The organism is Streptomyces showdoensis (assembly GCF_039535475.1).
Classification (GTDB): Bacteria; Actinomycetota; Actinomycetes; order Streptomycetales; family Streptomycetaceae; genus Streptomyces; species Streptomyces showdoensis.
In genome coordinates, this window is sequence record NZ_BAAAXG010000004.1 from 66,865 (window position 1) to 92,548 (window position 25,684).

At 73.4% G+C, this 25,684-nt stretch carries 21 protein-coding genes, 3 pseudogenes and 1 riboswitch; of the genes and pseudogenes, 15 read left to right on the forward strand and 9 right to left on the reverse strand.

Annotation, left to right across the window (positions count from 1 at the left end; all coding sequences use genetic code 11):
- Positions 1-55: 55 nt before the first annotated feature.
- The 7 genes from ABD981_RS02330 to ABD981_RS02360 all read left to right on the forward strand — a co-directional run bounded on the left by ABD981_RS02330 (position 56) and on the right by ABD981_RS02360 (position 8,474).
- Positions 56-1,336 (forward strand): ABC transporter substrate-binding protein, encoded by a 1,281-nt coding sequence (locus tag ABD981_RS02330; RefSeq protein WP_046908167.1) that lies wholly within the window; start codon positions 56-58, stop codon positions 1,334-1,336.
- 68 nt (positions 1,337-1,404) lie between these two features.
- A complete protein-coding gene (locus tag ABD981_RS02335) occupies positions 1,405-2,385 on the forward strand; it encodes a carbohydrate ABC transporter permease (protein ID WP_382747619.1) in 981 nt (326 codons plus the stop codon).
- Between the two features lie 7 nt (positions 2,386-2,392).
- Positions 2,393-3,235, forward strand: a complete 843-nt coding sequence (locus tag ABD981_RS02340; RefSeq protein ID WP_046908166.1) for a carbohydrate ABC transporter permease — start codon at positions 2,393-2,395, stop codon at positions 3,233-3,235.
- Between the two features lie 123 nt (positions 3,236-3,358).
- On the forward strand, positions 3,359-5,299 hold the full coding sequence (locus tag ABD981_RS02345) for a glycoside hydrolase family 5 protein (protein ID WP_046908165.1): 1,941 nt from the start codon (positions 3,359-3,361) through the stop codon (positions 5,297-5,299).
- A gap of 114 nt (positions 5,300-5,413) precedes the next feature.
- Positions 5,414-7,168, forward strand: a complete 1,755-nt coding sequence (locus tag ABD981_RS02350) for a glycoside hydrolase family 35 protein (RefSeq protein ID WP_046908164.1) — start codon at positions 5,414-5,416, stop codon at positions 7,166-7,168.
- A gap of 59 nt (positions 7,169-7,227) precedes the next feature.
- A complete protein-coding gene (locus ABD981_RS02355; protein ID WP_205628178.1) occupies positions 7,228-8,007 on the forward strand; it encodes an HAD family hydrolase in 780 nt (259 codons plus the stop codon).
- Positions 8,008-8,063: 56 nt separating this feature from the next.
- Positions 8,064-8,474, forward strand: coding sequence for a RidA family protein (locus tag ABD981_RS02360; protein ID WP_046908163.1), 411 nt, complete (start codon positions 8,064-8,066; stop codon positions 8,472-8,474).
- Positions 8,475-8,489: 15 nt separating this feature from the next.
- Here the strand turns inward: ABD981_RS02360 and ABD981_RS02365 are convergent, their stop codons facing one another.
- The gene (locus tag ABD981_RS02365; RefSeq protein ID WP_046908162.1) at positions 8,490-11,048 is read right to left on the reverse strand and encodes a SpoIIE family protein phosphatase; all 2,559 of its coding nucleotides are present in this window, start codon (positions 11,046-11,048) and stop codon (positions 8,490-8,492) included.
- Positions 11,045-13,133, reverse strand: a pseudogene (locus tag ABD981_RS02370) (SpoIIE family protein phosphatase). The gene ABD981_RS02365 and the pseudogene ABD981_RS02370 overlap by 4 nt, the downstream one beginning before the upstream one ends.
- Positions 13,134-13,518: 385 nt before the next feature.
- A riboswitch (cyclic di-AMP (ydaO/yuaA leader) is annotated at positions 13,519-13,675 on the forward strand.
- A gap of 4 nt (positions 13,676-13,679) precedes the next feature.
- Here ABD981_RS02370 and ABD981_RS02375 point away from each other — a divergent pair.
- The 4 genes and pseudogenes from ABD981_RS02375 to ABD981_RS02390 all read left to right on the forward strand — a co-directional run bounded on the left by ABD981_RS02375 (position 13,680) and on the right by ABD981_RS02390 (position 16,658).
- A complete protein-coding gene (locus ABD981_RS02375) occupies positions 13,680-14,621 on the forward strand; it encodes a LysM peptidoglycan-binding domain-containing protein (RefSeq protein WP_046908160.1) in 942 nt (313 codons plus the stop codon).
- 89 nt (positions 14,622-14,710) lie between these two features.
- A complete protein-coding gene (locus tag ABD981_RS02380) occupies positions 14,711-15,073 on the forward strand; it encodes a DUF1304 domain-containing protein (protein WP_046908159.1) in 363 nt (120 codons plus the stop codon).
- Positions 15,070-15,637: pseudogene (locus tag ABD981_RS02385) on the forward strand (TetR/AcrR family transcriptional regulator). Before ABD981_RS02380 ends, ABD981_RS02385 begins: the two are co-directional and overlap by 4 nt.
- A 106-nt stretch (positions 15,638-15,743) precedes the next feature.
- Complete coding sequence (locus ABD981_RS02390) at positions 15,744-16,658, forward strand: oxidoreductase (protein ID WP_046908157.1); 915 nt, start codon at positions 15,744-15,746, stop codon at positions 16,656-16,658.
- A gap of 8 nt (positions 16,659-16,666) precedes the next feature.
- Here the strand turns inward: ABD981_RS02390 and ABD981_RS02395 are convergent, their stop codons facing one another.
- The 3 genes from ABD981_RS02395 to ABD981_RS02405 all read right to left on the reverse strand — a co-directional run bounded on the left by ABD981_RS02395 (position 16,667) and on the right by ABD981_RS02405 (position 20,504).
- Positions 16,667-18,031 (reverse strand): amidohydrolase family protein, encoded by a 1,365-nt coding sequence (locus ABD981_RS02395; RefSeq protein ID WP_046908156.1) that lies wholly within the window; start codon positions 18,029-18,031, stop codon positions 16,667-16,669.
- Between the two features lie 178 nt (positions 18,032-18,209).
- Positions 18,210-18,929, reverse strand: coding sequence for a GntR family transcriptional regulator (locus ABD981_RS02400; RefSeq protein WP_276205582.1), 720 nt, complete (start codon positions 18,927-18,929; stop codon positions 18,210-18,212).
- Between the two features lie 84 nt (positions 18,930-19,013).
- A complete protein-coding gene (locus ABD981_RS02405) occupies positions 19,014-20,504 on the reverse strand; it encodes an MFS transporter (protein WP_046908155.1) in 1,491 nt (496 codons plus the stop codon).
- Between the two features lie 159 nt (positions 20,505-20,663).
- Between ABD981_RS02405 and ABD981_RS02410 the strand changes: the two genes are divergently transcribed.
- Positions 20,664-21,104 (forward strand): MarR family winged helix-turn-helix transcriptional regulator, encoded by a 441-nt coding sequence (locus ABD981_RS02410; protein ID WP_046908154.1) that lies wholly within the window; start codon positions 20,664-20,666, stop codon positions 21,102-21,104.
- 20 nt (positions 21,105-21,124) lie between these two features.
- Here the strand turns inward: ABD981_RS02410 and ABD981_RS02415 are convergent.
- Positions 21,125-21,256: pseudogene (locus ABD981_RS02415) on the reverse strand (ABC transporter ATP-binding protein); the annotation flags it as partial.
- Between ABD981_RS02415 and ABD981_RS02420 the strand changes: the two are divergent.
- Positions 21,225-21,680, forward strand: coding sequence for a hypothetical protein (locus ABD981_RS02420; RefSeq protein WP_046908153.1), 456 nt, complete (start codon positions 21,225-21,227; stop codon positions 21,678-21,680). The pseudogene ABD981_RS02415 and the gene ABD981_RS02420 overlap by 32 nt on opposite strands.
- A gap of 157 nt (positions 21,681-21,837) precedes the next feature.
- Here the strand turns inward: ABD981_RS02420 and ABD981_RS02425 are convergent, their stop codons facing one another.
- Positions 21,838-22,251 (reverse strand): VOC family protein, encoded by a 414-nt coding sequence (locus tag ABD981_RS02425; RefSeq protein ID WP_046908152.1) that lies wholly within the window; start codon positions 22,249-22,251, stop codon positions 21,838-21,840.
- 132 nt (positions 22,252-22,383) lie between these two features.
- Here ABD981_RS02425 and ABD981_RS02430 point away from each other — a divergent pair, with 132 nt between their 5' ends.
- Positions 22,384-22,725 carry a DUF5713 family protein gene (locus tag ABD981_RS02430; protein WP_046908151.1) on the forward strand — a complete coding sequence of 114 codons (342 nt, stop codon included), beginning with the start codon at positions 22,384-22,386 and terminating at the stop codon, positions 22,723-22,725.
- Between the two features lie 68 nt (positions 22,726-22,793).
- Here ABD981_RS02430 and ABD981_RS02435 read toward each other — a convergent pair whose 3' ends face one another.
- On the reverse strand, positions 22,794-23,762 hold the full coding sequence (locus ABD981_RS02435; protein ID WP_046908150.1) for an SMP-30/gluconolactonase/LRE family protein: 969 nt from the start codon (positions 23,760-23,762) through the stop codon (positions 22,794-22,796).
- Positions 23,763-23,863: 101 nt separating this feature from the next.
- On the opposite strand from ABD981_RS02435, the gene ABD981_RS02440 reads away from it, so the two are divergent.
- Entirely contained in the window at positions 23,864-24,316 is a 453-nt protein-coding gene (locus tag ABD981_RS02440) for an Lrp/AsnC family transcriptional regulator (protein WP_046908149.1), read from the forward strand.
- A 137-nt stretch (positions 24,317-24,453) separates the two neighbouring features.
- On the opposite strand, the gene ABD981_RS02445 is transcribed toward ABD981_RS02440, so the two are convergent.
- Positions 24,454-25,593, reverse strand: coding sequence for a nitric oxide synthase oxygenase (locus ABD981_RS02445; RefSeq protein ID WP_123954528.1), 1,140 nt, complete (start codon positions 25,591-25,593; stop codon positions 24,454-24,456).
- Between the last annotated feature and the right edge of the window lie 91 nt (positions 25,594-25,684).

Genomic DNA, 25,684 nt, shown 5'->3' on the forward strand with positions numbered 1-25,684 from the left:
AGGCACCGGCCAGGTAGCACACCCGCCCCGCCCCACCCTCACCGAAGGATGCGACATGAGCGCACGCAGAACCGAGCTTAGCCGACGGGGGTTCCTCACCGGATCGCTGCTGGTCGCCGCCGGAACCGTGCTGACCAGCGCCTGCAGCACCGACCCCACCGGCGGCTCCGGCTCCGGCGCGAAGACCACCCTCAACGTCTGGTACCACGCCTACGGCGAGGCCGGCACTCAGCAGGCGGTGCTCCGCTACGCCACCGCCTTCACCAAGGCCCACCCGGACATCGCCGTGAAGGTCACCTGGGTCCCCGGTGACTACGCGGCCAAGCTCAACGCGACCCTGCTGACCGACGCGGCCCCCGACGTCTTCGAGATCGGCGAGGCCGGCGAGATGCTGGCCCGCCGCGGCCAGATCGCCGCCCTCGACGACGTGTACGGCAGCACCAGGAGCGACTTCAACACCAACGCCATCGACTCGGTCACCGTCGACGGCAAGCTGTACGGCGTCAAGATGATCGACGACGTCATGATGCTCTACTACCGCAAGAGCACCCTGGCCAAGGCCGGGATCACCCCGCCCACCACCTACGACGGCCTCGTGTCCGCCGCGAAGGCCCTGACCACGGGCAAGGGCAAGGGCCTGTTCCTCGGCAACGACGGCCTCGGCGACTCCGGCATCCTGGCCGTCTGGTCCAACGGCGCCGAACTCGTCAGCCCCGACGGCAAGGTGGGCTTCGGCTCAGCCCGGGCGCTCGAAGCGCTCACCGGACTCAAGCGCCTGCACGACGACAAGTCGCTGCTGCTCGGCTTCACCACCGACTGGTGGGACCCGGCGGCCCTCGTCCAGGGCGTCGCGCCGATGCAGTGGTGCGGCCTGTGGGCGATGCCCGCCGTCAAGTCCGCGCTCGGCGACGACTTCGGCGTCCTGCCCTGGCCCGCCTTCAAGGCCGGCGGCGCCCCCGTCGTCCGCGTCGGCGGCTGGACCAGCTGTGTCAACGCCAAGGGCAGGAAGGTCGACGCGGCCAAGAAGTTCGTCCAGTGGCTGTGGGTCCAGCAGGCCGACCTGCAGAAGGACTTCGCCGAGAGCTACGGCTTCCACGTGCCGCCCCGCCGCTCCGTGGCGGCCGGCGCGGACAAGCTCTCCCAGGGCTCCGCCAAGGAAGCCGTCACCCTTGCCGACCGCTACGGCAAGCACAACCCGGGCACCTGGGACACCGCCGTCAGCAACGCCTTCAACTCGGCCGCGTCCAAGATCGCGGCGGGCGACGGCGACGCCGCGGGCCTCCTCGCCGAGGCGGTCAAGAAGGCCCAGGGCGAGATAGACAAGCAGCGCGGCTGATGGAACCGGCACCGGAACTCACCCTTCCGACCGCGCCCGCAGGGCGCCCCGCGGCCGGGCCGCGGGGCGTGCCCCGCACCCGCCGTCCCGGCGCCGGCCGACCGAGCGGCGGCCGGCGCCGGGACGGCAGGGCACCGGCGGGCCGGTCCCGCACGGGCCGGGCGGGCGTGCTCGCCTTCGTCCTGCTGACCGCACCCATGCTGATCGGGCTCGCGGTCTTCAAGTACGTCGCCATCGGCTGGAGCTTCCTGCTCAGCCTCAGCGACGCCCGCGGCACCATCGCGCTCGGCCACTGGGTCGGACTCGAGAACTACCGCACCCTCCTGGCCGACCAGGCCTTCCGCGACTCCCTGGTCCAGATCCTCGTCTTCACCGCCTTCATCGTGCCGGTCACCTTCGCCGCCTCCCTCGGACTCGCCCTCCTGGTCCACCGGGTCCGGCGGGGCCGTGCCCTGGTGCGCACCGCCTTCCTCATCCCGACGGCCGTCTCGTACGTCGCCGCCTCGCTGCTGTGGAAGATGTGCCTGTTCAACGGCCTGCCCGCGGGCATCGCCAACACGATCGGCGGCTGGTTCGGCGCGGACCCCGTGCCCTGGCTGCAGACCACCTCGCCCCCGCTGTACTGGGTCGTCCTGGTCACCCTGCGGCTCTGGCTCCAGGTCGGCTTCTACATGGTGCTCTTCCTGGCCGGCCTCCAGGCCATCCCCCGGGAGGTCCACGAGGCCGCCGCGCTCGACGGCGCGACCGGCTTCCGGCTGCTGCGCAGGATCACCCTGCCGATGCTCCGCAACACCTCGGTCGCCGTCCTCATGCTGCTCTTCATCGCGGCCTTCCAGGCCTTCGACGAGTTCTACAACCTCTTCAACAGCGGCCTGTCCGGCACCGGCACCGCCCCCGTCCTGACCCCGCTGGTCCACCTCTACAACACCGCCATGGGCAGCCAGAACTACGGTCTCGGCTCCGCCGGAGCCTTCGTGCTCACCGCCCTCATCGTCGGAGTGACGCTGCTCCAGGGCCGGTTCACGGGATTCGGCAAGAGCGAAGGATGAGCCACACATGACCCTTCCCGGACTCCACCGAGCCCTCCGCGTCACCGGCCGGGGACTGCTCGTCGGCCTGCTGACCGCGCTCTTCCTCGCGCCGTTCTACCTCATGCTGCGCAACTCGCTCATGGACGCCCAGGGGCTGACGGCACCCGAGTGGACGTGGTGGCCCTCGACCGCCCACGTGGAGAACTTCACCGCGCTCTTCGACGACCCGACCGTCTCCATGGGCCGGGCCCTCGGCAACTCGCTGCTGATCGCCGCCGTCACCGCCCCCGTCTCCACCGTGCTGGCCTCCGCCGCCGGCTACGCCTTCGCCCGGATCCCCGTCCGGGGCCGCGGCGTCCTGCTGGCCCTGGTGGTGGCCACGCTGATGATCCCGGGCTCGGTCACCTTCGTACCGACCTTCGTCGTCGTCGGCTCCATGGGCGGCGTGAACACGCTCTGGGGCATCATCGTGCCCGGCCTGTTCAACCCCTTCGCCGTCCTGCTGTTCCGCAACTTCTACCTGCAGTTCCCGGCCGAGATCGAGGAGGCCGGACGGCTGGACGGCCTCGGCTGGTTCGGCCTGTACGGGCGGATCGCCCTGCCGAGCTCCGGCGCGATGCTCGCCTCGCTCGGCGCCCTGTCCTTCATCGACAGCTGGAACTCCTTCCTGTGGCCGCTGGTCATCGGACAGGACCCGTCGGCGTGGACCGCCCAGATCGCCCTCTCGACCTTCCTCACCTCGCAGACCGTCAACCTCCCCGGCCTCTTCGCCGGTGCCGTCGTCACGATCACCCCCCTGGTCGTCATGTTCCTGGTCGCCCAGCGCTACATCGTCGAAGGCATCGCGACCAGCGGTCTCAAGGGCTGACGGACCCGCGCCCCCGATCCGCACCACCGCACCTCCCGTACCACCGCACGACCGGCACCGACGCACCTCCCGCACCTCCCTTCATCCGAGCAGGCACCACACCTCCCTCCACAAGGAGCCCCCGTGACACCCGGCACACTGCTCCGACGCGCGACCGCGGCCCTGGCCACGGTCTCCGCGCTGCTCATCGGCAGCCCCTCGGCGGGCGCCACCACACCCCCCGGCCCCGCCCCCGCGGCCGCCCCCACCGTCCTCACCGGAGCGCAGCTCGCCGCGTCCTGGACCGGGCCGCTCAGCACCCGCGGCCGCTGGATCGTCGACGCCGCCGGCAACCGCTTCAAGCTGAAGTCCGGCAACTGGGCCGGCGCCCAGGGCACCTACGAGGGCAGCGGGGACGTCAACGACGTCACCAACCACCAGGCCGACCAGAACTCCCACAACATCCCGCTCGGCCTGGACCGCACGCCCGTCGACCGGATCCTGGCCGACTTCCACGCCCTCGGCCTCAACAGCATCCGGCTCCCCTTCGCCAACGCCCTCGTGCACGACACGGTGCCCGTGCCCGACTCCGCGGTCGCCGCCAATCCGCAGCTCAAGGGCAAGACCCCGTTGCAGATCATGGACGCCGTCGTCGCGGCGCTCACCGCCGACGGCTTCGCGGTCGTCCTGAACAACCACACCACCAGCTACCGCTTCTGCTGCGGCCTCGACGGCAACGAGCGCTGGAACAGCGGCCAGACCACCCGGCAGTGGATCGACGACTGGGTGTTCCTCGCCAAGCGCTACCAGAACAACACCCGCGTCGTCGGCGCCGACCTGCGCAACGAGGTCCGCCGCGACACCTGGAACGACGCCAACTGGGGCTGGGGCAACGACCACGACCTCAACAAGGCCTTCGAGGAGGCCGGCAACGAGATCCTCCAGGCCGACCCGGACCTCCTGATCGTCATGGAGGGCATCAACTGGCAGGGCATCCCCACCGACATCACGCCCCACGGCCGCCCGATGCTCACCCCGGTCGCCACCCTCTCCAACACCCTGATCCACTCCGACAAGCTGGTGTACGCGGCGCACTTCTACGGCTACACCGGACCGAACCACACCGGGGCCACCGGCACGGGCGAGACCCACGACCCGCGCTACGAGGAGCTCAGCCCCGAGGCCCTCGTCAAGGCCGTCGACGACGAGGCCCTCTTCGTCACCCGCGACGGCCAGCACTTCACCGCCCCCGTCTGGATCAGCGAGTTCGGCGCCGGCGGCCGCGGCCCCGTCGACGCCCGGGAACGCGACTGGTTCACCCGCTTCACCGACATCCTGGTGCGCAACGACGCGGACTTCGCGATCTGGCCCCTCGTCGGCTGGACCGATGCCGCCGGCACCCCCAACGACAGCTGGGCCATGGTCGGCTACAGCGCGACCGGGACGCGCAACGGCGTCCTCGACCCCGGCGACTGGCGCGCAGCCGACTGGACCAAGCTGGTCGAGGCCCCCGCCCGCTCGGGCCGGATCGCCCCCGGCCCCCGCTGGAACATGCTCAACCTGGACTACGGCGACTACGACGTCTCCGCCACCATGCTCGCCAGGCCCGACTGGTCCCCGGGCAACCGCAAGGGCAACTGCCCCGACACCCAGCGCCTGGTCGGACTCGGCCGCAGCGACAGCCGCGGCCTGTGCACCGACGCCGGACAGCCCGCCAAGGCGAGCGGCGCCTGGACCACCGTCACCGACGAGCGGTACGTCACCGGCGGCGACTGGGCGAGCGGCTACAACAAGCTCCAGTGCCCCGACCGCACCTTCGCCGTCGGCTACAGCGTCCGCTCCAACGCCATGTCCGCCCTCCTGTGCGCCCCCGCCACGGCCGCCCTGCCGGTCAACGGGCGCGTGCTCTGGTTCGACCACGGCGACAACCGGCCCGCCACCGGCGGCTCGACCGGCAGCGACTGGGCCCCCGGCTACTACAAGGGCCAGTGCGCCGACGGCGAGTACCTCGCCGGGGTCGCCTTCACCTGGAAGTGGAACCACGGGGGCGTCCCCGACGCGCTGCTGTGCCGCCCGCTCGCCTGACCACCGGCGCCCGCTCGTCCGACCGCCGGCCGGCCGCTCACCCGAGCACCCGGCCGGCGCCGCACCTGATCCACCCGCACCTCGTTCCCTGAGCTCCTGAGGAGTACCGCCGCCATGCCCCGACTGGAGATCGCCGACGACGGCTTCCGTCTCGACGACCGCCCGTTCCGGATCCTCTCCGGCGCCCTGCACTACTTCCGCGTCCACCCGGACCAGTGGGCGGACCGCCTCCACAAGGCACGGCTCCTCGGCCTCAACACGGTCGAGACCTACGTCCCGTGGAACCTGCACGCCCCGCGCCCCGGGGAGTTCCGCATGGACGCGGGTCTCGACCTGCCCCGCTTCCTCGACCTGGCCGCCGCCGAAGGACTCCACGTCCTGCTCAGGCCCGGCCCCTACATCTGCGCGGAGTGGGAGGGCGGCGGCCTGCCGTCCTGGCTGCTCGCCGACGACGACCTCGTGCTGCGCAGCCGCGACCCGCGCTTCCTGCGGGCCGTCGACGGGTACCTCGGCGCGCTCCTGCCCCCGCTCCACCGCCACCTCGCCAGCCACGGCGGGCCGGTCATCGCCGTCCAGCTGGAGAACGAGTACGGCGCCCACGGCGACGACACCGCCTACCTCGCCGAACTCGCCGCCCTGCTGCGCCGGCACGGCGTCGACGTCCCCCTCTTCACCTGCGACCAGCCCGCCGACCTGGCCCGCGGCGGCCTGGACGGCGTCCTCGCCACCGCGAACTTCGGCAGCCGGGTCAGCTCGGGCCTCGCCGCCCTCCGCGCCCACCAGCCCAAGGGCCCCCTGATGTGCGCCGAGTTCTGGATCGGCTGGTTCGACCGCTGGGGCGGCATCCACACCCGCCGCGACGCCGACGAGGCCGCGAGCGAACTCGACCGGCTGCTCGCCGCCGGAGCCTCCGTCAACATCTACATGTTCCACGGCGGCACCAACTTCGGCTTCACCAACGGCGCCAACGACAAGGGCACCTACCGCCCCACCGTCACCTCCTACGACTACGACTCCCTCCTGGACGAGGCCGGCGACCCCACCGCCAAGTACGCGGCCTTCCGCGAGGTCATCGCCCGCCACGCCCCCGTCCCCGACGAGCCCGTCCCCCCGGCCGCTCCCAAGGCCGCCCACGGGGCCGTGGAACTCCCGTACACCGCCTCCCTCCTCGGCCAGGCCGACGCCCTCGGCACCCCCGAGAAGGCGGACCGGCCGCTCACCATGGAGGAGCTCGGCCAGTCCTTCGGCTTCGTCCTGTACGAGACCGAGCTGACCGCGCCCGGGCCGGCGGTCCTGCACGCGGAACGGGTCCACGACCGCGCCCAGGTCTTCGTCGACGGACAGCCGGTCGGGGTCCTGGAGCGCGAGAACCACGAGCACGCCCTCGCCTTCACCGTCCCCCGGCCGGGCGCCGCACTGACCGTCCTCGTCGAGAACCAGGGCCGGGTCAACTACGGGGCGGCCCTCCACGACCGCAAGGGCCTCCTCGGCCGCGTCACCGTCGACGGGCAGCCGCCCGCCGCCTGGCACAGCCGCGCCCTGCCCCTCGACCGCCTCGATCCCCTCGCCTTCCGCCCCACCGGCCCCGAGGCCCCGCCGGTCGGGCCCGCGTTCCACCGCGGTACCTTCACCGTGGCCGGGCCCGCCGACACGTACCTGCACCTGGACGGCTGGACCAAGGGCCTGGCCTGGATCAACGGCTTCCCGCTCGGGCGCTACTGGTCCCGCGGTCCGCAGACCAGCCTGTACGTCCCGGCACCCGTCCTGCGCGAGGGCGAGAACGAGCTCACCGTCCTCGAACTCCACGCCTCCACCGGCCGCCACGTCCACCTGCGGGACACCCCCGCCCTCGGGGCCACCGAGGAGTGACCGCCCGCCGCCGGGCCTCCGCCCCGCCCGACCCGCCGCCGCGCCCCGAAGGAGCCGCCATGCCCGGCATCCCCCGCCCGAACGCCGTCCTCTTCGACATGGACGGCACCCTCGTCGACACCGAACGCCTCTGGCAGCAGGCGGTCGAGGAGGAGGCCCGGCGCCTCGGCCTCGTCCTCGGGGACGCGGACGTCGCCTTCGTCCGCGGCCGCGCGATCGAGGACTGCGCCGCCTACCTGGTCCGGCTCGCGGACGGCTCCACGGACCCGCTCCGGCTGGGCGCCTCCCTCGGCGCGCGCTTCGCGGAACTCGTCCGAGGCCGGGTCGTCCCGCTGCCCGGAGCCCTGGAGCTGCTGGCGGCGCTCCGTACCGCGGGCGTGCCCACGGCCCTGGTCTCCGCCTCGCCCCGGCCCGTCGTGGACACCGTCCTCGACGCCCTCGGACGCCACTGGTTCACCACCTCCGTCGCCGAGGGCGAGACCCCGCGCACCAAACCGGCCCCCGACCCGTACCGGGCGGCCGTCGCCGCCCTCGGCCTCGCGCCGGGGGCCTGCGTCGCCGTCGAGGACACCCCGACCGGAGTCGCCTCCGCCGAGGCGGCCGGCTGCGCCGTCGTGGCCGTCCCCTCGCTCACGCCCATCCCGCCGGGACCGCGCCGCCGGGTCGCCCGCAGCCTGCTGGACGTCGACCTCGCCCTGCTGGGGAGCCTGGCGCCGGGGGAGTGGAGCGTGCCGGGGGAGGGAGACGGACCCGGGGAGGGAGACGGGCCGGGGGAGGGAGACGGGCCGGGGGAGGAGGGAGCGGGGCGCGCCGGGAAAACCCGTCGAGAGGGCGGGTGATCTCTGACAGGGTGACCCCGTCCCGTACCGCCCCACCCCGCCCGAAAGGGAAGCCCGTGCCGCGTGCCGTCGAGCTGATCCGCTCCGCCTCCCTGTCCGACGTCGCCGAGTACGCCTACGCGGCCACCGCGCCGGCCGAGGCGCGGCTGATCTTCCTGGCCGGGGCGTGCCCGCTCGACGCCGACGGCGCCACCGTGGCCGTCGGTGACGTCGCCGGACAGGCCGCGCAGGCCGTGGCGAACCTGCGGACCGCCCTGAAGGACGCCGGCGCCACGCTGCAGGACGTCATCAGCACCCGCGTCCTCGTCGCCACCCACCGGCAGCCGGACCTGGTCACGGCGTGGGAGGTGGTCCGCGACGCCTTCGGCGACCACGACGTGCCCAGCACCCTGATGGGCGTGACCGTGCTCGGCTACCACGACCAGCTCGTGGAGATCGAGGCGGTCGCCGCGGTGCTCGACGCCTGAGCCGCGCGGGGACCGTCAGCGGGGGAGCTCCTGCTCCGCCCAGATGGTCTTGCCGCGGCGGCTGTAGCGGCTGCCCCAGCGGGTGGTGAGCTGGGCCACCAGATACAGGCCCCGGCCGCCCTCGTCGGTCAGCTGCGCCCGCCGCATCCGCGGGTGGGTGGCGCTCGGGTCGGACACCTCGCAGACCAGCCGGCCGGCCCGGATCAGCCGCACCTCCACCGGGCCGCCCGCGTACCGGATCGCGTTGGTGACCAGCTCGCTGAGCACGAGCTCGGTGGTGAACACCAGCTCGTCGAGGTCCCAGGCCCGCAACTGCGCCGCGGCGGCCTCGCGCACCCGCCCCACCGCCGCCGGATCGGCCTCCACCGGCCAGGCGGCCGCGTCCTCCGGCGGCACCGTGCGGGTACGGGCGAGCAGCAGCGTCACGTCGTCCGCGAGCCCGACGACGGGCCGGCCCGTCACGATCTCCCGGCCGAGCTCCCGCAGCGGCCCCGCCAGCGCCGCGGGCCGGGCCAGCCGGGCGGCCAGTTCGGCCATGCCCACGTCCATGTCGCCGTCCCGGCCCTCGATCAGGCCGTCGGTGTACAGGGCGAGGACGCTGCCGGGGGCCAGGTCGACCTCCGTCGTCTCGAAGGGCAGCCCGCCGACCCCGAGCGGCGGCCCGGGATCCACCGGCAGGTACGTCACCTTCCCCGCGGGGTCCGCCACGACCGGCGGGGGATGCCCCGCGGACGCCACCGCGCACCGCCGCGAGATCGGGTCGTAGATCGCGTACACGCAGGTCGCGCCCGTGGGGGAGGTCGCGTGCCGGTCCCGCCAGCCGTCGTCGTCCGGCTCGCCCTCGTCCGCCGCGTCCCCCGGCTCCTCGGGGTAGGCCGCCAACTGGGAGACCAGGTCGTCCAGATGGGCCATCAGCTCGTCGGGTTCGAGGTCGAGGTCGGCGAGGGTGCGCACGGCCGTCCGCAGCCGGCCCATGGTGGCCGTGGCGGCCAGGCCGTGCCCGACCACGTCCCCCACGACCAGCGCGACCCGCGCGGAGGACAGCGGGATCACGTCGAACCAGTCCCCGCCGACCCCGGTCGCCGTGCCGGCCGGGAGGTAGACGGCGGAGGTGCTCGCCGCGGGCGTCTCGCTCTGCGTCGGAGGCAGCATGCTGCGCTGGAGGCCGACGGCCGCCCGGTGCTCCCGGGTGAACCGCCGGGCGTTGTCGAGCGCGAGACCGGCCCGGCCCGCGATCTCGCGCAGCAGGTCCTGGTCGGGGGCCTGGTACGGGCCCCGGTCGGCGTGCCGGCCGACGGACACCCGGCCGAGCACCATCCCGCGCGCCCGGAGCGGGGCCGTCATGGTCAACGGGTAGCCGCCGACGGCCGGGGCGTCGACCGCAGGACCGGTGCCCGCGCCGCCGTCGGCGGGGACGACGGCGAGGACGGCCCCCGGGTCCGCGGGATTCCCGGCCCCCGCGGGGGTCCTCGGACCGCCGCCGTCGCTCCGGGCGCCGATGCCGCCGTCGCTCCGGGCGCCGATGCCGCCCTCGCCACCGCCACCGCGCGCTTCCGGTCCGTCGGGCCCCTCGGTCCCGCTCTCCCCGTCGTCCCCGGGGACCTCCCCGTCGTCCCCGGAGGCGTCGGCGAGCCGTCCCGCCACGGCCGTGCGGCGCAGCAGCAGCCGGCCCTCCCGGTCGGGCACCGGCTCCTCGCCGTACACCACTCCGTCGGCGAGCTCGACCACGGCCAGGTCGCCCAGGCCCGGCACCAGCGCGGCGGCGAGCTCCCGGCCCGTGTCGGTGACCGACAGGGAACGGCCGACCGAGGCGGTGGCACGGTGCAGCAGCGCGAGGCGCTCGGTCGAGCGGCGCAGCTCGGTCACGTCGGTGAACAGCGCGGTCAGCCCCAGCACCTGCCCGTCGGGCGACTGCAGACGGAACGCCGAGATCGAGATGATCACCCCGCCGCGCGGATCGTCGAGCGTCCGCAGGACCTCCTCCACCCCCATCAGCGGGGTGCCCGTGCGCAGGACCTGACGCAGCTTCTCCTCGATCGCGTCCGCGTCCCCGGGCCACAGGAAGTCGCCGAGACGCCGCCCCCGCAGGTCGGCCGGCACGCCGGTGTACGGCAGGAGGTGGGTGTTGGTCCGCAGCAGCCGCAGCCCCGCGTCGAACACGGCGAGCCCCACCCGGTCCTGCAGGAACAGCTCCCGGACGAACGCCCGGTCCTGGTGCCGCCGGACGGCCCGCGCCGCCGGGGTGGCCAGCACCAGGCACCCCGCGGGCTCGCGGTCGCCCGCGAGGTCGAACGCCTGGAAGACCACGGGCAGTTCCGCGCCCTGGCCGGTGCGCAGCACCGCGTCCCCGCGCCGGGCGCCCCGCGCGTACGCCGCGACGAGCCCGGGCCAGGCCGCGGGTTCCGCGAGCAGCGAGCGCGCCGACGTGCCGACCACCGCGGCGGCGGACCGGCCGAGCAGGGCCCCGGCCTCCGGGGTCCAGCCGTCGATCCGGCCCCGGCTGTCGATCAGCGCGGCGGCACCGTCCTCGGTGAAGGGCGGCAGGCCGTCGTCGGGCAGGAGCGCGTCGCTCACGGTGCCCCCTCCCCGCGCGTCGCCCGGGCCCGGGCGATCAGCAGCGCGACGTCGTCGTGGTCGTCGGCCCCCCGCAGCGCGCCGAGCAGCAGGTCGCAGGTCTGCTCCAGGGGCTGCGGGGGACGGTCCAGCAGGTCGGTGAGGGCGGCGAGCCGTACGTCGATGTCCTGGTCCCGGGTCTCGACCAGGCCGTCGGTGTACAGGACCAGGTCGTCGCCCGCCCCGAACGGGATCTCCTGCGTCTCGAAGGGCACGCCGCCGACGCCCAGCGGCGCGCCCTCGGAGAGTTCGAGCAGCCGGGGCGTCCGGCCGGCGGCGACGTGCACGGGCGGCGGGTGGCCGGCGTTCGCGACGCGGCAGCTGCCGCTGTACGGGTCGTACACGGCGCACACACAGGTGGCCATCGCGTCGTCCAGGTCGGCGGCGGTGCGGTCCAGGTGTTCCAGGACCACGGAGGGCGCGAGTCCGAGCGCGGCGAGGGTGCGGGCGGCGGTGCGGAACTGCCCCATGGTCGCGGCCGCGTTGATGCCGCTGCCCATGACGTCACCCACGACCAGCGCGGTCTTCCCGTCGGGGAGCGGGATCGCGTCGAACCAGTCGCCGCCGACCTCGACCGACTCGGACGCGGGCTGATAGCGGTAGGCGACGTCGAGGCCGTTGAGCCGTGGCGGTCCGTGCGGCAGCAGATGGCGCTGGAGGGCGAGGGCGGCCTGGCTCTGGTGGCGGTACCAGCGGGCGTTGTCGATGGCGACCGCCGCGCGGGCGGCCAGCTCCCCGGCCAGCAGGACGTCGTCCTCGTCGAACGGCACCGGGTTGCGGGCCCGCTTCAGGTCCAGCACCCCCAGGACGACCCCGCGGGCCCGCAGGGGCACGGCGAGGTACGAGTGGATGCCCGCCCGCCGCAGCAGCGCGGCGGTGGCCTCCCCGCTGGCGATCCGGGGCAGGTCGCCGTCGGTGACCTGCCGCACGAGGACCGGGCGCCCGGTCCGGGCACAGAGGGTGACCAGGCGCTCGGCGCCGTACCGGGCCGGCTCGCCGACCGGGTCGGCGGCCTCCTGCGCCGGGGTGGGGTACGCGGCCTTCACCGCGAGCGCGCGGAACACGGCCGGACCCGAGGTCCGGGTGGGACCCGGCTGCGTCAGGATGTCCTCCAGGACGTCGACGGCCGCGATGTCGGCGAACTCCGGGACCACCAGGTCCGCCAGCTCGTGGGCGGTGAGGTCCAGGTCGAGCGTGGTGCCCACCCGCTCCGAGGCGGCCGCGATCACCGCGAGGCGGCGTCTGGCCCGGGCGGCCGTCCGGGCCGCGTTGTGCTGCTCGGTGATGTCCGTGACCGCGGCGGCGACCCCCCATGATCCGCCGCTCGGGCGTCTCCAGCCGGTAGAGGGAGACCGACCACACCCGCTCCTCGCCGTCCGGGCCGGCCACGCCCCGTACGCTCCGGGAGAGGACGGGCTCGCCCGTCTCCAGCACCTCCCCGAGAGCCGTCTCCAGCGCTTCCGCGTCCGGCGTCGCCACGGCCTCCCGGACCGTGCGCCCCAGGTGGTCGGCGGCGGGCAGGCCGTCGATCCGCTCCAGCGCCGGGTTGACCAGGACGAAGCGGAGATCGTGGTCGAGCACGGCCAGGCCGAGCGGCGAGTGGCCGACCAGGAGCGAGGACAGGGTCAGGTTCCGCTCCACCCGCCGGACCGCGGCCCGGTCCGAGGCGAGGCCCAGGGCGTAGGGCCGCCCCCGCTCGTCCTGGAGCCGCGTGTTGCGGAACTCCACCAGGATCGTGCGGCCGTCCTTGTGCCGTACGGGGAAGACCCCGGCTCCCGGCCCGTCGCCCGCCACCACGCGGCCGACCAGCGCGTTCACCTGCTCCCTGTGCCGCTCCTCCACCAGCAGTGCCACGGCCTGCCGCCCGAGGACCTCGGCCGCGGGGTAGCCGAAGAGCACCTCCGCCTGCGGGCTCCACAGGACGATCCGGCCCTGGTCGTCGAGGATGACGGCGGCCACCCCGAGCACGTCGAGGAGCCCGCCCGGCTCCAGGGCGAGATCGCCGGCCGCCGGGTCCGGGCCGGCGGGGAAGGCCGCCGCGCTCATCCAGACCGTGTCCCTCCTCCACCCCACAGCCCCTCCATCATCCCGCCACGGAAGCGGACCGCCAGTCGTGAAGGTCGGGCAGCGCATGAAGGGCGCGAAAACGGCGATGACGGAAACCGCAAATAAATCAGATCCGGACATGTCGGATTAAGTGTTCGCCGGTGATCTGAGTCACGGCACCCCCTATCCCGGGGATGCTGTCGCGGCGTCATGTGCGTGCCCCGGCGGAACAGTTGACGAGATGGATCACGGCGCCGTATTCGATCCCTTTCCGGCGCGTAAAAGATCTGCTTGCTTTTGCGAATCAGGCCCTTGTTCTGGCTCTTCGGATTCGCCTACGGTCACCCGTCATCCGGACGGAACGCCGAATCCTGCCGCCGCCCGGGCACCGCACTCACCCATACGCACGGCAGGAGCGGGGGACCCACAGGTTCGCCGCCGCCCCGGTCTCCGGGGCGGCTCGGGGTGTAGTCGCGCACCGCGCGGCCGGGCAGCTCCTGCCCGAACCCGACAGCTCACCTCGCAGGCGAAGGAGAGGACATCGCCATGCGTGGAAACGGTAAGCACCGCCGCCCCGGGAACACTCCGCTCGCTCGCGGGCTGGCCGTCGTCGGCATCACCGGCAGCGCCGCACTCGCCCTGCCGCTCGCCGGCGCGACGGGCGCCGCCGCCGAGGCCCCGCAGGCCGCGCCGACGGTGCGCGCCGTACAGGCCGTACAGGCCGCGCCGACGGTGCGCGCCGTACAGGCCGTACAGGCCGCGCATTCGGTCGCGATCGAAAAGGCGGCGGCGTCGCAGGCCGTGAAGGCGAACGGCGTCGTGCGCTATGCGGTGGTCGCCGGAGACTCGCTGTCGAAGATCGCCCAGAAGCACCACGTGAGCGGCGGCTGGAAGAAGATCTACCGAGACAACCGCGCCGCCGTGGGCGCGGACCCCGGTCTCATCCGCCCCGGCCTGCACCTCTCCATCGACGCGAAGGGCGCCAAGGGCGCCAAGGCCGGCAAGGCCGGCGAGCGTCCGGCCGCCGTGAGCGGATCGGGTGCGGGCGGCGGGTCCGCGCTCCCGGCGGTCGCGTCCCGCCCGGCCGCCCAGCCGGCCGTGGTCCAGGCCGCGGCCCAGGCGCCCGCGGTCTCCTCGGCGTCTTCGGCGGCCTCGGCCGTCTCGTACACGAACGACCTGGACGGCTGGATCCGCGAGTCGCTCGCGATCATGGCCAGGAACGGCATTCCGGGCACGTACGAGGGCATCCACCGCAACGTCATGCGCGAGTCCTCGGGCAACCCGCTGGCCGTCAACGACTGGGACTCCAACGCCCTCGCCGGCACCCCCTCCAAGGGCCTGCTCCAGGTGATCGAGCCCACCTTCCAGGCCTACCACGTCCCCGGCACGGCCTTCGACCTGTTCGACCCGGTCGCCAACATCACGGCCGCCTGCAACTACGCGGCCGCCCGCTACGGCTCCATCGACAACGTCAACGGCGCCTACTGACGGCCGAGCGCCGCGCCCCCTGCTCCCTTATGGACAGGTGTCCATGTAACCTGGACACCTGTCCATAAAGTTCGAGGAAGGGGTGCGCCATGGATGCGGTCGCGAACGTGCTGGTCGGCCTGGTGGCGGCGCTGCACGCGTACATCATGGTTCTGGAGATGTTCCTCTGGGAGAAGGGGCCGGGACGCAAACTCTCCGGCTTCGACCCCGCGATGGCCCGGGCCACCGCCCCGCTCGCCGCGAACCAGGGCCTCTACAACGGCTTCCTGGCGGCCGGCCTCGTCTGGGGCCTGATCGCGGGGGACCCGACCGGCTTCCGGGTCCAGGTCTTCTTCCTGGTCTGCGTGCTGGTCGCCGGGCTGTACGGCGGCTTCACCGCCAACCGCCGCATCCTGGTGGCGCAGGCGCTCCCCGGGGCCCTCGCGCTCGGTGCCGTCCTGCTGGCCGGATGAGCACCGCACCGCCGGATCCGCGGGCCGAGCGGACCAGGGCCAAGCTGCGCCGAGCGCTCCTCGAGGAGTGCGCGGACAGCCCGCTCGCGCAGGTGAGCGTCGCGGCGCTGGTGCGGCGGGCGGGGGTCGGCCGTGCCACGTTCTACCTCCATTACGCCGACCTGGAGGCGCTCGCGACCGACGCGTGCGCCGACATCGTCCGCGACGCCGTCGACGCCCTGCACGCCTGGCGCGGCACGCCCGACCCGGCCTCCCCGCCCCCCGCGCTGCGCGAGTTCTTCGACCGGATCACCGCGCACGCCGGGCTCTACCGGGAGCTGCTGCGCCCGGGCGGCAGCGGTCCGCTCGGCCTCGTGCTCCACCAGGAGCTCCGCGCCCGGAGCCGGGCCGAGCGCGCCCTGGCCGGGGCACCGGAACCCGACCTGATCGCCTCGGCGGTGGCCGCGACCTTCGCCGGCGTACTCGCCGACTGGCTGCACGGCCTCATCGGGGCCGCCCCCGGCCGAGATCGCGCAGCGGGTCTGGGGACTGCTGATCACCCTGCACCGGGCCCCTCTGGACTGAGGGGTGCCGGGGGCGAAGGGTGGGGCCCCTCCCGGTGCCCCTAAGATGCGTCACCCGCGGTAGCGGCGGTGCCCTGAGGCGCCACGGCCGGAAGGAGCGCCCGAAGATGGCGGGCTGGAACGTGCAGGACATCCCCTCCCAGCGGGGACGCGTCGCGGTGGTCACCGGGGCCAACAGCGGCATCGGATACGTCACCGCCCGCGAACTCGCACGTGCCGGGGCGCACGTCGTCCTCGCCTGCCGCGACCGCACCCGCGGCGAGACGGCCCTCGCCCGGCTGCGCGGCGAAGTGCCGCACGCCGAAGCCGCGTTCGCGCCGCTCGACCTGGGGGACCTCTCCTCCGTACGGGACTTCGCCACCGCCCTGTCCGAGCGGCACGAGGGCCTCGACCTGCTCGTCAACAACGCCGGCGTGATGGCCCTGCCCCACGGCCGCACCGCCGACGGCTTCGAAACCCAGTTCGGGGTGAACCACCTCGGCCACTTCGCGCTCACCGGGCTCCTCATGCCCCTGCTGCTGCCCACCCCGGGCGCCCGGGTCGTCAGCCTCTCCAGCGGCTTCCACGCCCTGTCCGACCTCGACCACACCGACCTCAACGCCGAGCGCGGCTACCGTCGGTGGATCGCGTACGGCCGCTCCAAGACGGCCAACCTCCTCTTCGTCCACGAACTCGCGCGCCGCCTGGCCGCCGCCGGGTCCGGGCTCGTCGCGGCCGCCGCCCACCCCGGCTACGCCGCCACCAACCTGCAGACGGCAGGCCCCCGCCAGGAGGGCCGCCGCGCCGCCGCACGGATGATGGAGCTGGGCAACCGGATCATCGCCCAGCCCGCCGCCACCGGCGCCCTCCCCACCCTGTACGCCGCCACCGCGCCCGGCGTGCGGCCCGACGCCTTCATCGGGCCGAAGCTGGGCTGGCGCGGCGCGCCCACCCGCTCCTGGCGGGCCGGATGGACGCTGGACGACGCCTCCGGCGAGCGCCTCTGGACCGCGTCCGAGGAGCTCACCGGAGTCCGTTACTAGTCCGGTCCTCAGGCGAGGAACTCGCCGTCCCGGGCCACCACGACCCCGCCGTGCACGACCAGGTCCCGGCGCGGCATGTCCACCACGATCTGGGGCAGGCACTCGCCCCGCACCAGCACGAAGTCGGCCGGTGCGCCGGGCCGGAGGTCCGCGTGGGGCAGGCCCATGACGTCCGCACCGCCGTTCGCGGCCACGCCGTAGCAGTCCGACAGCTCCTCGTCGAGGCGGATGTCCGTCACCCAGCCCAGCAGGTGCGCGCGGTGCATCATGTCCGCGTTGCCGAACGGGCTCCAGGAGTCGCGCACCCCGTCGGAGCCGAGCCCGACCCGTACGCCGTGCTCGCGCAGCCGGGCGATCGGCAGCACCAGCGAGTCGGAGGGCGCCACGGTGGTGAGCGCGATGTCCTGGGCGCCCAGGTCGGCGGCGACGGCGCCGAGCTCGCGGTCCGACAGGGCGGGCAGGCAGAAGACGTGGCTGACGGTGACCTTGCCCGCGAGGGACAGGGCGCGGGTGCGGTCGATGATGCCGCGCATGGCCCTGAGCCCCTTCTCGCCCCGGTCGTGCAGGTGGATGTCCACGCCGATGCCGTGCCGGTCCGCGATGCCGAAGACCAGGTCGAGCTGCTCGTCGAGGGCCTGGTCGAAGCCGATCGGGTCGATGCCGCCGATCATGTCCACGATTCCGGCGCGGGCGGCCTCCTCGAGGAGCTCCGCGGTACCCGGGGTCCTGATGACGCCGTGCTGGGGGAAGGCGACGATCTGCACGTCGAGCGCATGGCGAAGCCGTTCCCGCGCGTCGGCGAGGCCCTCCACCCCGGCGAGGCCGTAGGCCGGGGCCACGTCGGCGTGGGCCCGCATGGCCCGGGTGCCGCGCGCGACCGCGTGCGACATCAGTCCGTACGCGCGCTCGGCCACCGGCCGACGCTGGCTGCGGAACAGCTCCACGTCCTGGGCGACGTAGTCGGCGATGCCGCTCGCCGGGCGGCGCGACACCCAGGAGCCGCCCCAGGTCGTCTTGTCCGGGTGGATGTGCGCGTCCACCAGCGACGGCAGCGCGATCCGGCCCCCGCCGTCGACGACCTTCGCACCGCGCGGCGCGGGGCCGGCCGAGACCCGTCCGTCGACGACCACGAGATCCGTCGGCTTCGCCGCGCCGAAGGGGCGCACGTTGCGGAAGACCACCGTCTTGTCCCGGTGCCGCGAGGCACCGGGAGCGGGCGCGGTCGACGCGGGGGCGGACGCGCCGGGAACGGCCGTCGCGGGCGGGGCGGTGGCGGCCACGGTGGCCGTCGTGCCCGCGAGTGCGGCGGCACCGGCCAGCATCGTGCGGCGGGAGAGCGTGGAGGAAGCGGGGGAGGCGGGGGACGGCTGCATGGGGGCTCCTTGGGGAGAGGGCCAACGGCTCCCCGTTTTTGTATACCAAGCTGCGGGCGGCGAACAAGGGTGAGCTGCCGCGAGGGGGAAATCCCAGATGAGAGCCGTGTGTGTTCACGGGGGCGGAGGTGACGGGGAGGGGTCTAGAGTCGTTCCGGCCTCTTGGTATACAAATTCTTCAGGCGTCGCCGAAGAGGGAGCGCAGGGCGACGGCCCTGCTGTCCCGCACGTGCAGGAGCGTGCTGGCCGCCGCGGCCTCCGCGTCGCCCGCGGCGATGTGCCGGAACATCTCGGCGTGCTGGGCCCGCATGTGCGCGGGTTCCTCGCGCAGCCCGAACAGCAGCCGCAGCTGCCAGCTCAGCTGCTCCATCATGCGCGCGAGCAGCGGATTGCCGGCCATGGCGACGACGCCCTCGTGGAACGCCGTGTGCGCGGCGACCTCCCGCGTCCCCTCGGCCTCGGCCGCCGCCGACTCGGCCTGGTGCAGCGTCGCCTCCAGGGCGGTCAGCCCCTCGGGGGCGCCCGCCGCCGCGACCCGCGCCGCGAGCCGGGAGGCCTGGACCGCCAGGGGCTCCCACACCTCGTACAGATGCTCCACATCGGTGCGCTCCAGGCGCCGGACGCGCACACCGCTGTGCGGGAGCAGTTCGAGGAGCCCCTCGGCGACCAGTGCGCGCAGCGCCTCGCGGACCGGCACGCGCGACATGCCGAGCTCCACGGCGACCTCCCGCTCGACGAGGCGGGCACCCTGCGCATACCGCCGGTCGACGATGCGCTGCAGGACGGCCTCGCGCGCCCGCGCGCCGAGCGGGCCCGGTCCGGCCTCCTTGGCCGTCGCCCCGGCTGACGTCCCGGCCGTCGCCTCGGCTGCCGATCGGGGCCTGTCGCTGTCCGCCACCGTGTCTGTCCTCATTCCGTCCTGCGCCGGGAACGCCCGGGCCCGCCCGGGCCGAGGATACGACGGGCGGGACCGGGCGGAGGGTCAGGCGGCCGCCGGTTCGGCCGTCTGCTCGGCGGCGGGTGCGGGCGCCGCCGCGCCGCGGGGGGCCTGGGCGGCGCGCAGGCCGAACCGCGCGATGACGGCGACGAGCGCGAAGGCCGTCGCCCCGATCCAGAAGGTGAGCGTGAAGCCGGACTCGGCGGGCAGCGGCGGGACGCCCGCCGGCAGGTGCTCCACGGTCTTCGAGGCCAGGATCGTGGTCACGACGGCACTGCCGATCGCGCTGCCGGTGGAGCGCGAGATGGAGTTGATGCCGTTGGCTATGCCGCTCTGGTGGTGCGGGACGCTCGCCATGATGACGGCGGGCATGGCCGCGTAGCCGAAGCTCACGGCCGCACCGACGATCACGCCGGCGCCGATCACCGAAGCGGTGTGGCCGTGGTCCAGGGCGAGCCAGCCGAAGCCCACGGTGCCGAGGGCGGCGGCCAGGACCAGCGCCGTGCGCGGACCGCGGTGGCGGACCAGCTGGCCGCCGACGGGGGAGGCGAGCAGCGAGACGATCGCGCCGGGCAGCAGGAACTGCACGGAAGCGCGCAGGATCGAGGCGTCGAATCCGTATCCGGTCAGGGCCTCGGGCATCTGCACGAGGTAGGAGACGCCGAGGAAGTTCGCGAACATGCCGAAGCCGACGAGGATGCCCGCCAGGTTGGCCATGAGCACCGGCCGGTGGACGAACATCCGCATGTCGACCAGGGGCTCGCGGACCTTCAGCTCGATCAGGACCCAGACGGCGGTCATGACGGCCGCGCCCGCGAAACTGCCCAGCGTGCGCCCGGAGGTCCAGCCCCACTCGTGGCCCTGGGAGATGGGCAGCAGGAGCAGGAGCAGCGTGACGCCGAGGGCCAGCGCGCCGAGGAAGTCGGTGCGGCCGCCGGTCTTGTGGCGGGTCGCGGGGACCAGGAAGAGGACCCCGAGCAGGGCGAGCGCGGCGAAGCCGGTCGCCATCCAGAAGGCGTTGCGGTAGTCGGCGTCCGGGCCGGAGGTGAGCAGGCCGGTCGCGACGAGCGCGAGACCGCTGCCGAAGGCGAGGGTGCCGCTGACGAGGGACATGGCGCCCGGCAGCTTCTGCGGTCGGACCTCCTCGCGCAGGACGGACAGCGCGAGCGGGAAGATCGCCGTCGCCGCTCCCTGGAGCACGCGGCCCAGGATCAGCAGGGGGAGCGAGGTCGCCAGGGCGGCGACCACCGAGCCGACCACCATGACGCCGAGCACCGCCACGAGGGTGGGCTTCTTGCCGTGCTGGTCGCCGAAGCGGCCGAGCAGCGGTGTGAAGACGGCGGCGGAGAGCAGCGTGGCCGTCGTCACCCAGCTGACCTCGGCCGTGGAGACGCCGAGGTCGGCCCGGATGAGGCCGAGGATCGGGACCGGCAGGGTCTGCATCATCGACACGACCATGGCGGCCAGGCTCAGCGCGAAGACGATGACGGTCTCGCGTCTGGCGCCGGCGGTGGACGGCGGGGTGGTGGTGCTCATGTGGGGGCCTTCTCCATGCCTCATCGCTGCGCCCGTCATCGCTTCAGGACGTCGATGTTTGATGCCATCAAGTAGTTTCAGTGATGACGGTAGACCTCGATATTTAAGAGGGTCAAGTAAACAATTGATAATGTGAAGGATCTTGAGTACGCTCGAAGCATGAGCGCGACGGCCCCTGAGACCCCCGGCAAGCTCCAGCTCCTGGAGCTCCTCGCCGCCATCGGCACGGCCCAGTGGCGGGACTTCGCCACCGCCGCGGCCCATCACGGCCTGACGTCCACCCAGGCCAAGGTGCTCGCCCAGCTCGACACCCCGCTGCCGATGCGCGCCCTCGCCACCCTGCTCGTGTGCGACGCGTCCAACGTGACCGGGATCGTGGACCGCCTCGAAGCCCGCGAGTTGGTGCGCCGCGAGCCCGACCTCACCGACCGCCGCGTGAAGAACGTGGTGGCGACGGACGAGGGCCGGGAGATCATCCGTCGCGTCCGCGAGGAGATGCAGGCGACCCACGGCGCCCTCGACACGCTCACCGCCGCCGAGAGCGCGACGCTCTACGCCCTGCTGGGCCGCCTGCGCCCGGGCATGGAGCGGGGCGACTGAGCCGGACCCCACGTCCCGGCCCGTCGCCCTCGCCCGGCCCCTCCTGTCAGGAGCCCGTCGCAGACGTTGTCGACGGCGTCGCGCCCGGCGGACAGGTGGAAGTGCTGGAACGCGAAGCCGATGAGCCGGGCACACAGCGCGGACGACCGGGCGACCGGCAAGGGGGTTGGGCATGCGAGCGCGGAGGGCGAACTGCGCCTGACTATGGGACAGTTCGTGATGCCGCGTCACTGGTCGCCGGGAGAGGGGCACGATATGGCCGGGAAGTCGGAAAGCGACTGGCTGACGGCGCGCCAGGTGAGCGGCTTGTGGCCGGGCGTCGGTGCTCGCTCGGTGTATGTGAACGCGCTGGCCCATGGAGTGCGGGTCCGTACGGACAGCTGGATGACCACCACCGGGTCCGCCAGCAAGACGTGGTATCACGCCGACGACGTGCGCCGAGTGGCCCCGCAGATAGCAGCCCAGCCACCGCTCAAGGGGCCGTCCCCGCTGCCGTGCTGTCTCCTGCTGCTCGTTCTGGCAGCGGTACCAGCCGTCTGGCTGGCGCTGGCCATACGAGAAACGGTTTCTCCCTAGTGACCTGAGCCGGAGATCCATCGGCAGTCGGCAGCGACGCTGTCGGGGCTCAGCTCGGCGAACCACCGCTCCGCCAGGTGAGTCGCTCGACGATGCGCCCCGGACGCCGCAGCGGATCCGTGACGCTCATCGTCCCCACGGTCCGCACGGCCTCATGTCACCCGGACGGGCGCCGCGAGGACGACACTCGGGCCGGCTGGATCCGCGCCCGCAGGAGACAGAACTCGTTGCCCTCGGGATCCGCGAGGACGTGCCAGCTCTCGGAGCCCGTCTGACCGACATCGGCGGGCTCGGCACCCAGCGCGAGCAGTCGCCGGAGTTCGGCGTCCTGGTCGCGGTCCGTGGCGTTGACGTCGAGGTGGAGCGGGAGTTTGCCGGTCCGGGGGTCGCTGGTGGGGCTCAGGACGAGCGTCGGCTGCGGCCCCCCGAAACCGACACCGGGCGGCCCGATCTCGATGCTTCCGTCCTCCTCCCGGCCGAGCTCGACGTATCCGAGGACCTCGCTCCAGAACGCGGCGAGGCGTTCGGGGTCTGCGCAGTCGATGACCAGCTCACTGATGCGGCATGCCATACCGGCGAGTGTAGGCCGGGCGCACCGGGTCCTGAGGGTGCCGGCCGCCTGAGTCCGGGATCCGTGCGGCCTCGTTGTCAGTGGTGCGGTGCATGATCGGCGTGTCGGTCTTCGCGGAAGCAGGGAAGTGCCATGCCGATCACACATCAGCGGGTGGCCGGACACGCGTTCCTGCGGGCGATGTACGACGACCCGTACTTCCCCGATCACGTGGTCGACCAGGGGAAGGCGATCCTGCTCCGGCTGTGTGAGCGGGTCGAGGCGGAGCGTCCGTCGGACCTGGAGGGCTTGTACGTGCTCACCCTGGCCGCGACGGAGGAGTTCAACGCCTTGGAGGAGGAGTTCGAGGCGGCCGGGAGTGAGATCGAGACGGTGGCGCGGGAGTGCATCTGTGAGGAGTTCCGCTTCGTCGCGTCGCAGTACGGGTTCACGGATGCGGACACGCAGGAGTTGATGGCCGGCCGGGACTGGTGAGCGCGGACGAGGACCGGGCACGCCCCCCGCCAGGGAAGCCATGATCCGAAGTCCACGAGGGAGACGGCCTAGACGCTCCCCTCGGCACCTGCGTCCAGCCAGGGGCGCCGTCCCGGGCCCGTCGGGTGGGTGCCGGTGACGGCCATGACGGCGGAGTAGAGGCTGGTCTCGGCGGTGATGAAGAGCCGGTTGCGCTTGGCGCCGCCCCAGGAGATGTTGGCGACCGACTCGGGGACGTTCAGGCGTCCGATCAGGGTGCCGTCGGGGTCGTAGCAGTGGACGCCGTCGTCCATCGCCGCCGCCCACAGCCGGCCGTCGTCGTCGAAGCGCAGGTTGTCGAAGCGGGCGCGGGGGCGGGCGGAGGCGTCGGCGAAGACCTTGCCGTCCGACAGGGTGCCGTCCTCGCGCACGTCGAAGACCCGGATGAAGCCGGCGCGGGTGTCGGAGACGAACAGCCGGCGCTCGTCGGCGGAGAAGACCAGACCGTTCGGCGCGCCGAAGCAGTCGGCTACCAGGCGTACCTCGCCCGTCGTCGGGTCGACGCGGTAGACGTTGTTCGCGCCGATCTCGCTCTCCGCGCGGTAGCCCTCGTAGTCGCTGGTGATGCCGAAGTCCGGGTCGGAGAACCAGATCGAACCGTCGGACTTCACCGTCGCGTCGTTGGGGCTGTTCAGCCGCTTGCCCTGCCAGCGATCGGCCAGGACGGTGACGGTGCCGTCGTGTTCGGTCCGGGTCACCCGGCGGTTGCCCTGCTCGCAGGTGATCAGCCGGCCCTGCCGGTCGAGGGTGTTGCCGTTGGTGTGTCCGGCGCCGCGGCGGAAGGTGCTGACGGAGCCGGTCTCCTCGTCCCAGCGCAGCATCCGGTCGTTGGGGATGTCGCTCCAGATCACCTGTCGCCAGGCCGGCAGGTACACGGGCCCTTCCGCCCAGCGGCAGCCGGTGTACAGAACCTCCAGCTCGGCGTCGCCGTTCATGCACCGACCCGAACGGAAGCGGTCGTCGAACATCTCGTACAGGGCGGGCCGTTCGCTGGGCATGACGTTCTCCTCGGGGCGAGCGATTCCGAAGCGTGTTCGGTCTGGGGTCGAGACTGCTGGATAAGATACGGTCTCGGCAAGACGGAACCGAACGGAGAGTTGTGGATCACATAGATCGCGCACTGTTGGCGCAACTCCAGCAGGACGCCACCCAGTCCTACGCCGCACTCGGCCGGGCCGTGGGCCTCTCCGCCGGCGCCGCCCACGAACGCGTACGCAAGCTGCGGGAGTCGGGCGTCATCCGGCGCACCACGATCGACGTCGACCCGGCGGCGCTGGGCAGTGGCGTCCTGGCGTACGTCATGGTCGACTCGACCGCCTGGATGGGCGACTCGGCGCAGGCCTTCGCCGCGCTCCCCGAGCTCGTGGAGGCGCACGTCATCGCGGGCAGCGCCTCGGTGCTGGTGAAGGTCAGGACCGCGACGACCGAGCAACTCCAGGACGTGCTCCGCCGGATCTACGCGATCGACGGAGTCAGCGGCACGCAGGCCACCGTCGTCCTGGAGTCCTTCTTCGAACGGCCGGTCTCCCCCGGGGAAGGGATCGCCGGCTGAGTCCTCGGCCTACGCAGGAGGGCGCCCTCCTGGCGCCCGCTCCGGCGCCAGGTCCCGGTCAAGGCGCCGGGTCAAGGCCCCGGGTCGAGGCGCCCGGTCAAGGCGCCGGGTCGAGGCGCCGGGTTCAGGCGCCGGGTTCAGGCCTCCCGAGGGAGGAACGCGGGGCGGAGGGTCGGGTCCACCGGGTCGTAGTAGCGGTGGAAGACGGAGGTGGCGGAGCCGGATATCGGGGGGACGATCCAGCTCCAGTCGGCCGGGGTGCGCCGGCCGAGGCGGTCCTCCTGGGCGATGTGGCGGAGGAACCGCTCCGACTCCGTGTGGTGGTCGGCCATCGTCACCCCCGCCTCCTGGTACGAGTGCAGCACCGCCACGTTGAGCTCGACCAGTGCCCGGTCCCGCCACAGCGTGCGCTCGGAGGAACGGTCGAGGCCCAGTCGGTCCGCGACCACCGGCAGGAGGTCGTAGCGCTCGGCGTCGGCGAGGTTGCGGGCGCCTATCTCCGTGCCCATGTACCAGCCGTTGAACGGGGCCGCCGGATACCGCACGCCCCCGATCTCCAGCGTCATGTCGCTGATGGCCGGCACGGCGTACCAGCGCAGCCCCAGTTCCGCGAACCACTCGTGATCGGGGTGCCGGAGCGGGACCTCCAGGACCGCGTCGTCCGGCAGCTCGTACCACTCCGGTCGCACACCGGGACGCTCCTGGACCATCAAGGGGAGGATCTGGAAGGCCTCCTCGTCGCGCTTCCAGCCCAAGTGGCGTGCGCGGGCGGTCAGGGTGGAGCTGCGGGGGTCGCCGTTCCACTCGCCGCCGGCGGCGCGGTGTCCGGCGTACCGGACGAGCTGATCGTTGACGATCCTCGGGCCCGGCTTCTCCGGTCGGTCGGGCGCGAAGACCGAGAGCACCGGGCGGATCCGGCCGCCGTTGCCGGCGAGCCGCAGGTGCTCGAAGCACGCGGCGGCGATGTCGTCGGCGGCCGCCAGGTGCCGCAGGTCGCGGACGACCATGCTGCGCCAGTAGAGCCTGCCGATGCACCGCGCGGCGTTGCGCCAGGCGACCCGCGCGCCGAAGGTGAGCTCGGCGGGGGTGTGCTCGTAGGTACCCGTCCGGTCGATCTCGTCCAGCACCGCCCGGACCCTGCTCTCCGCGTCCCCGACGTGCGGCTGCTCGCGGTGGAACTGGCGGATGAAGTCCGCGGCCTGCCGCCGGTCGACGAACTGCGACGTGCCCGTCCCCGCCCCCGGCTCCTGCGCCGACGGGGCGCGGACCACGGCCATGGACGCGTCGAGCGTCGTGTCGGACGTGAACGGGCAGGCGGTGCTGTTACTGCCGGCGGATGCGGACTTGCGGCGGCGACTCAGGCTGAAG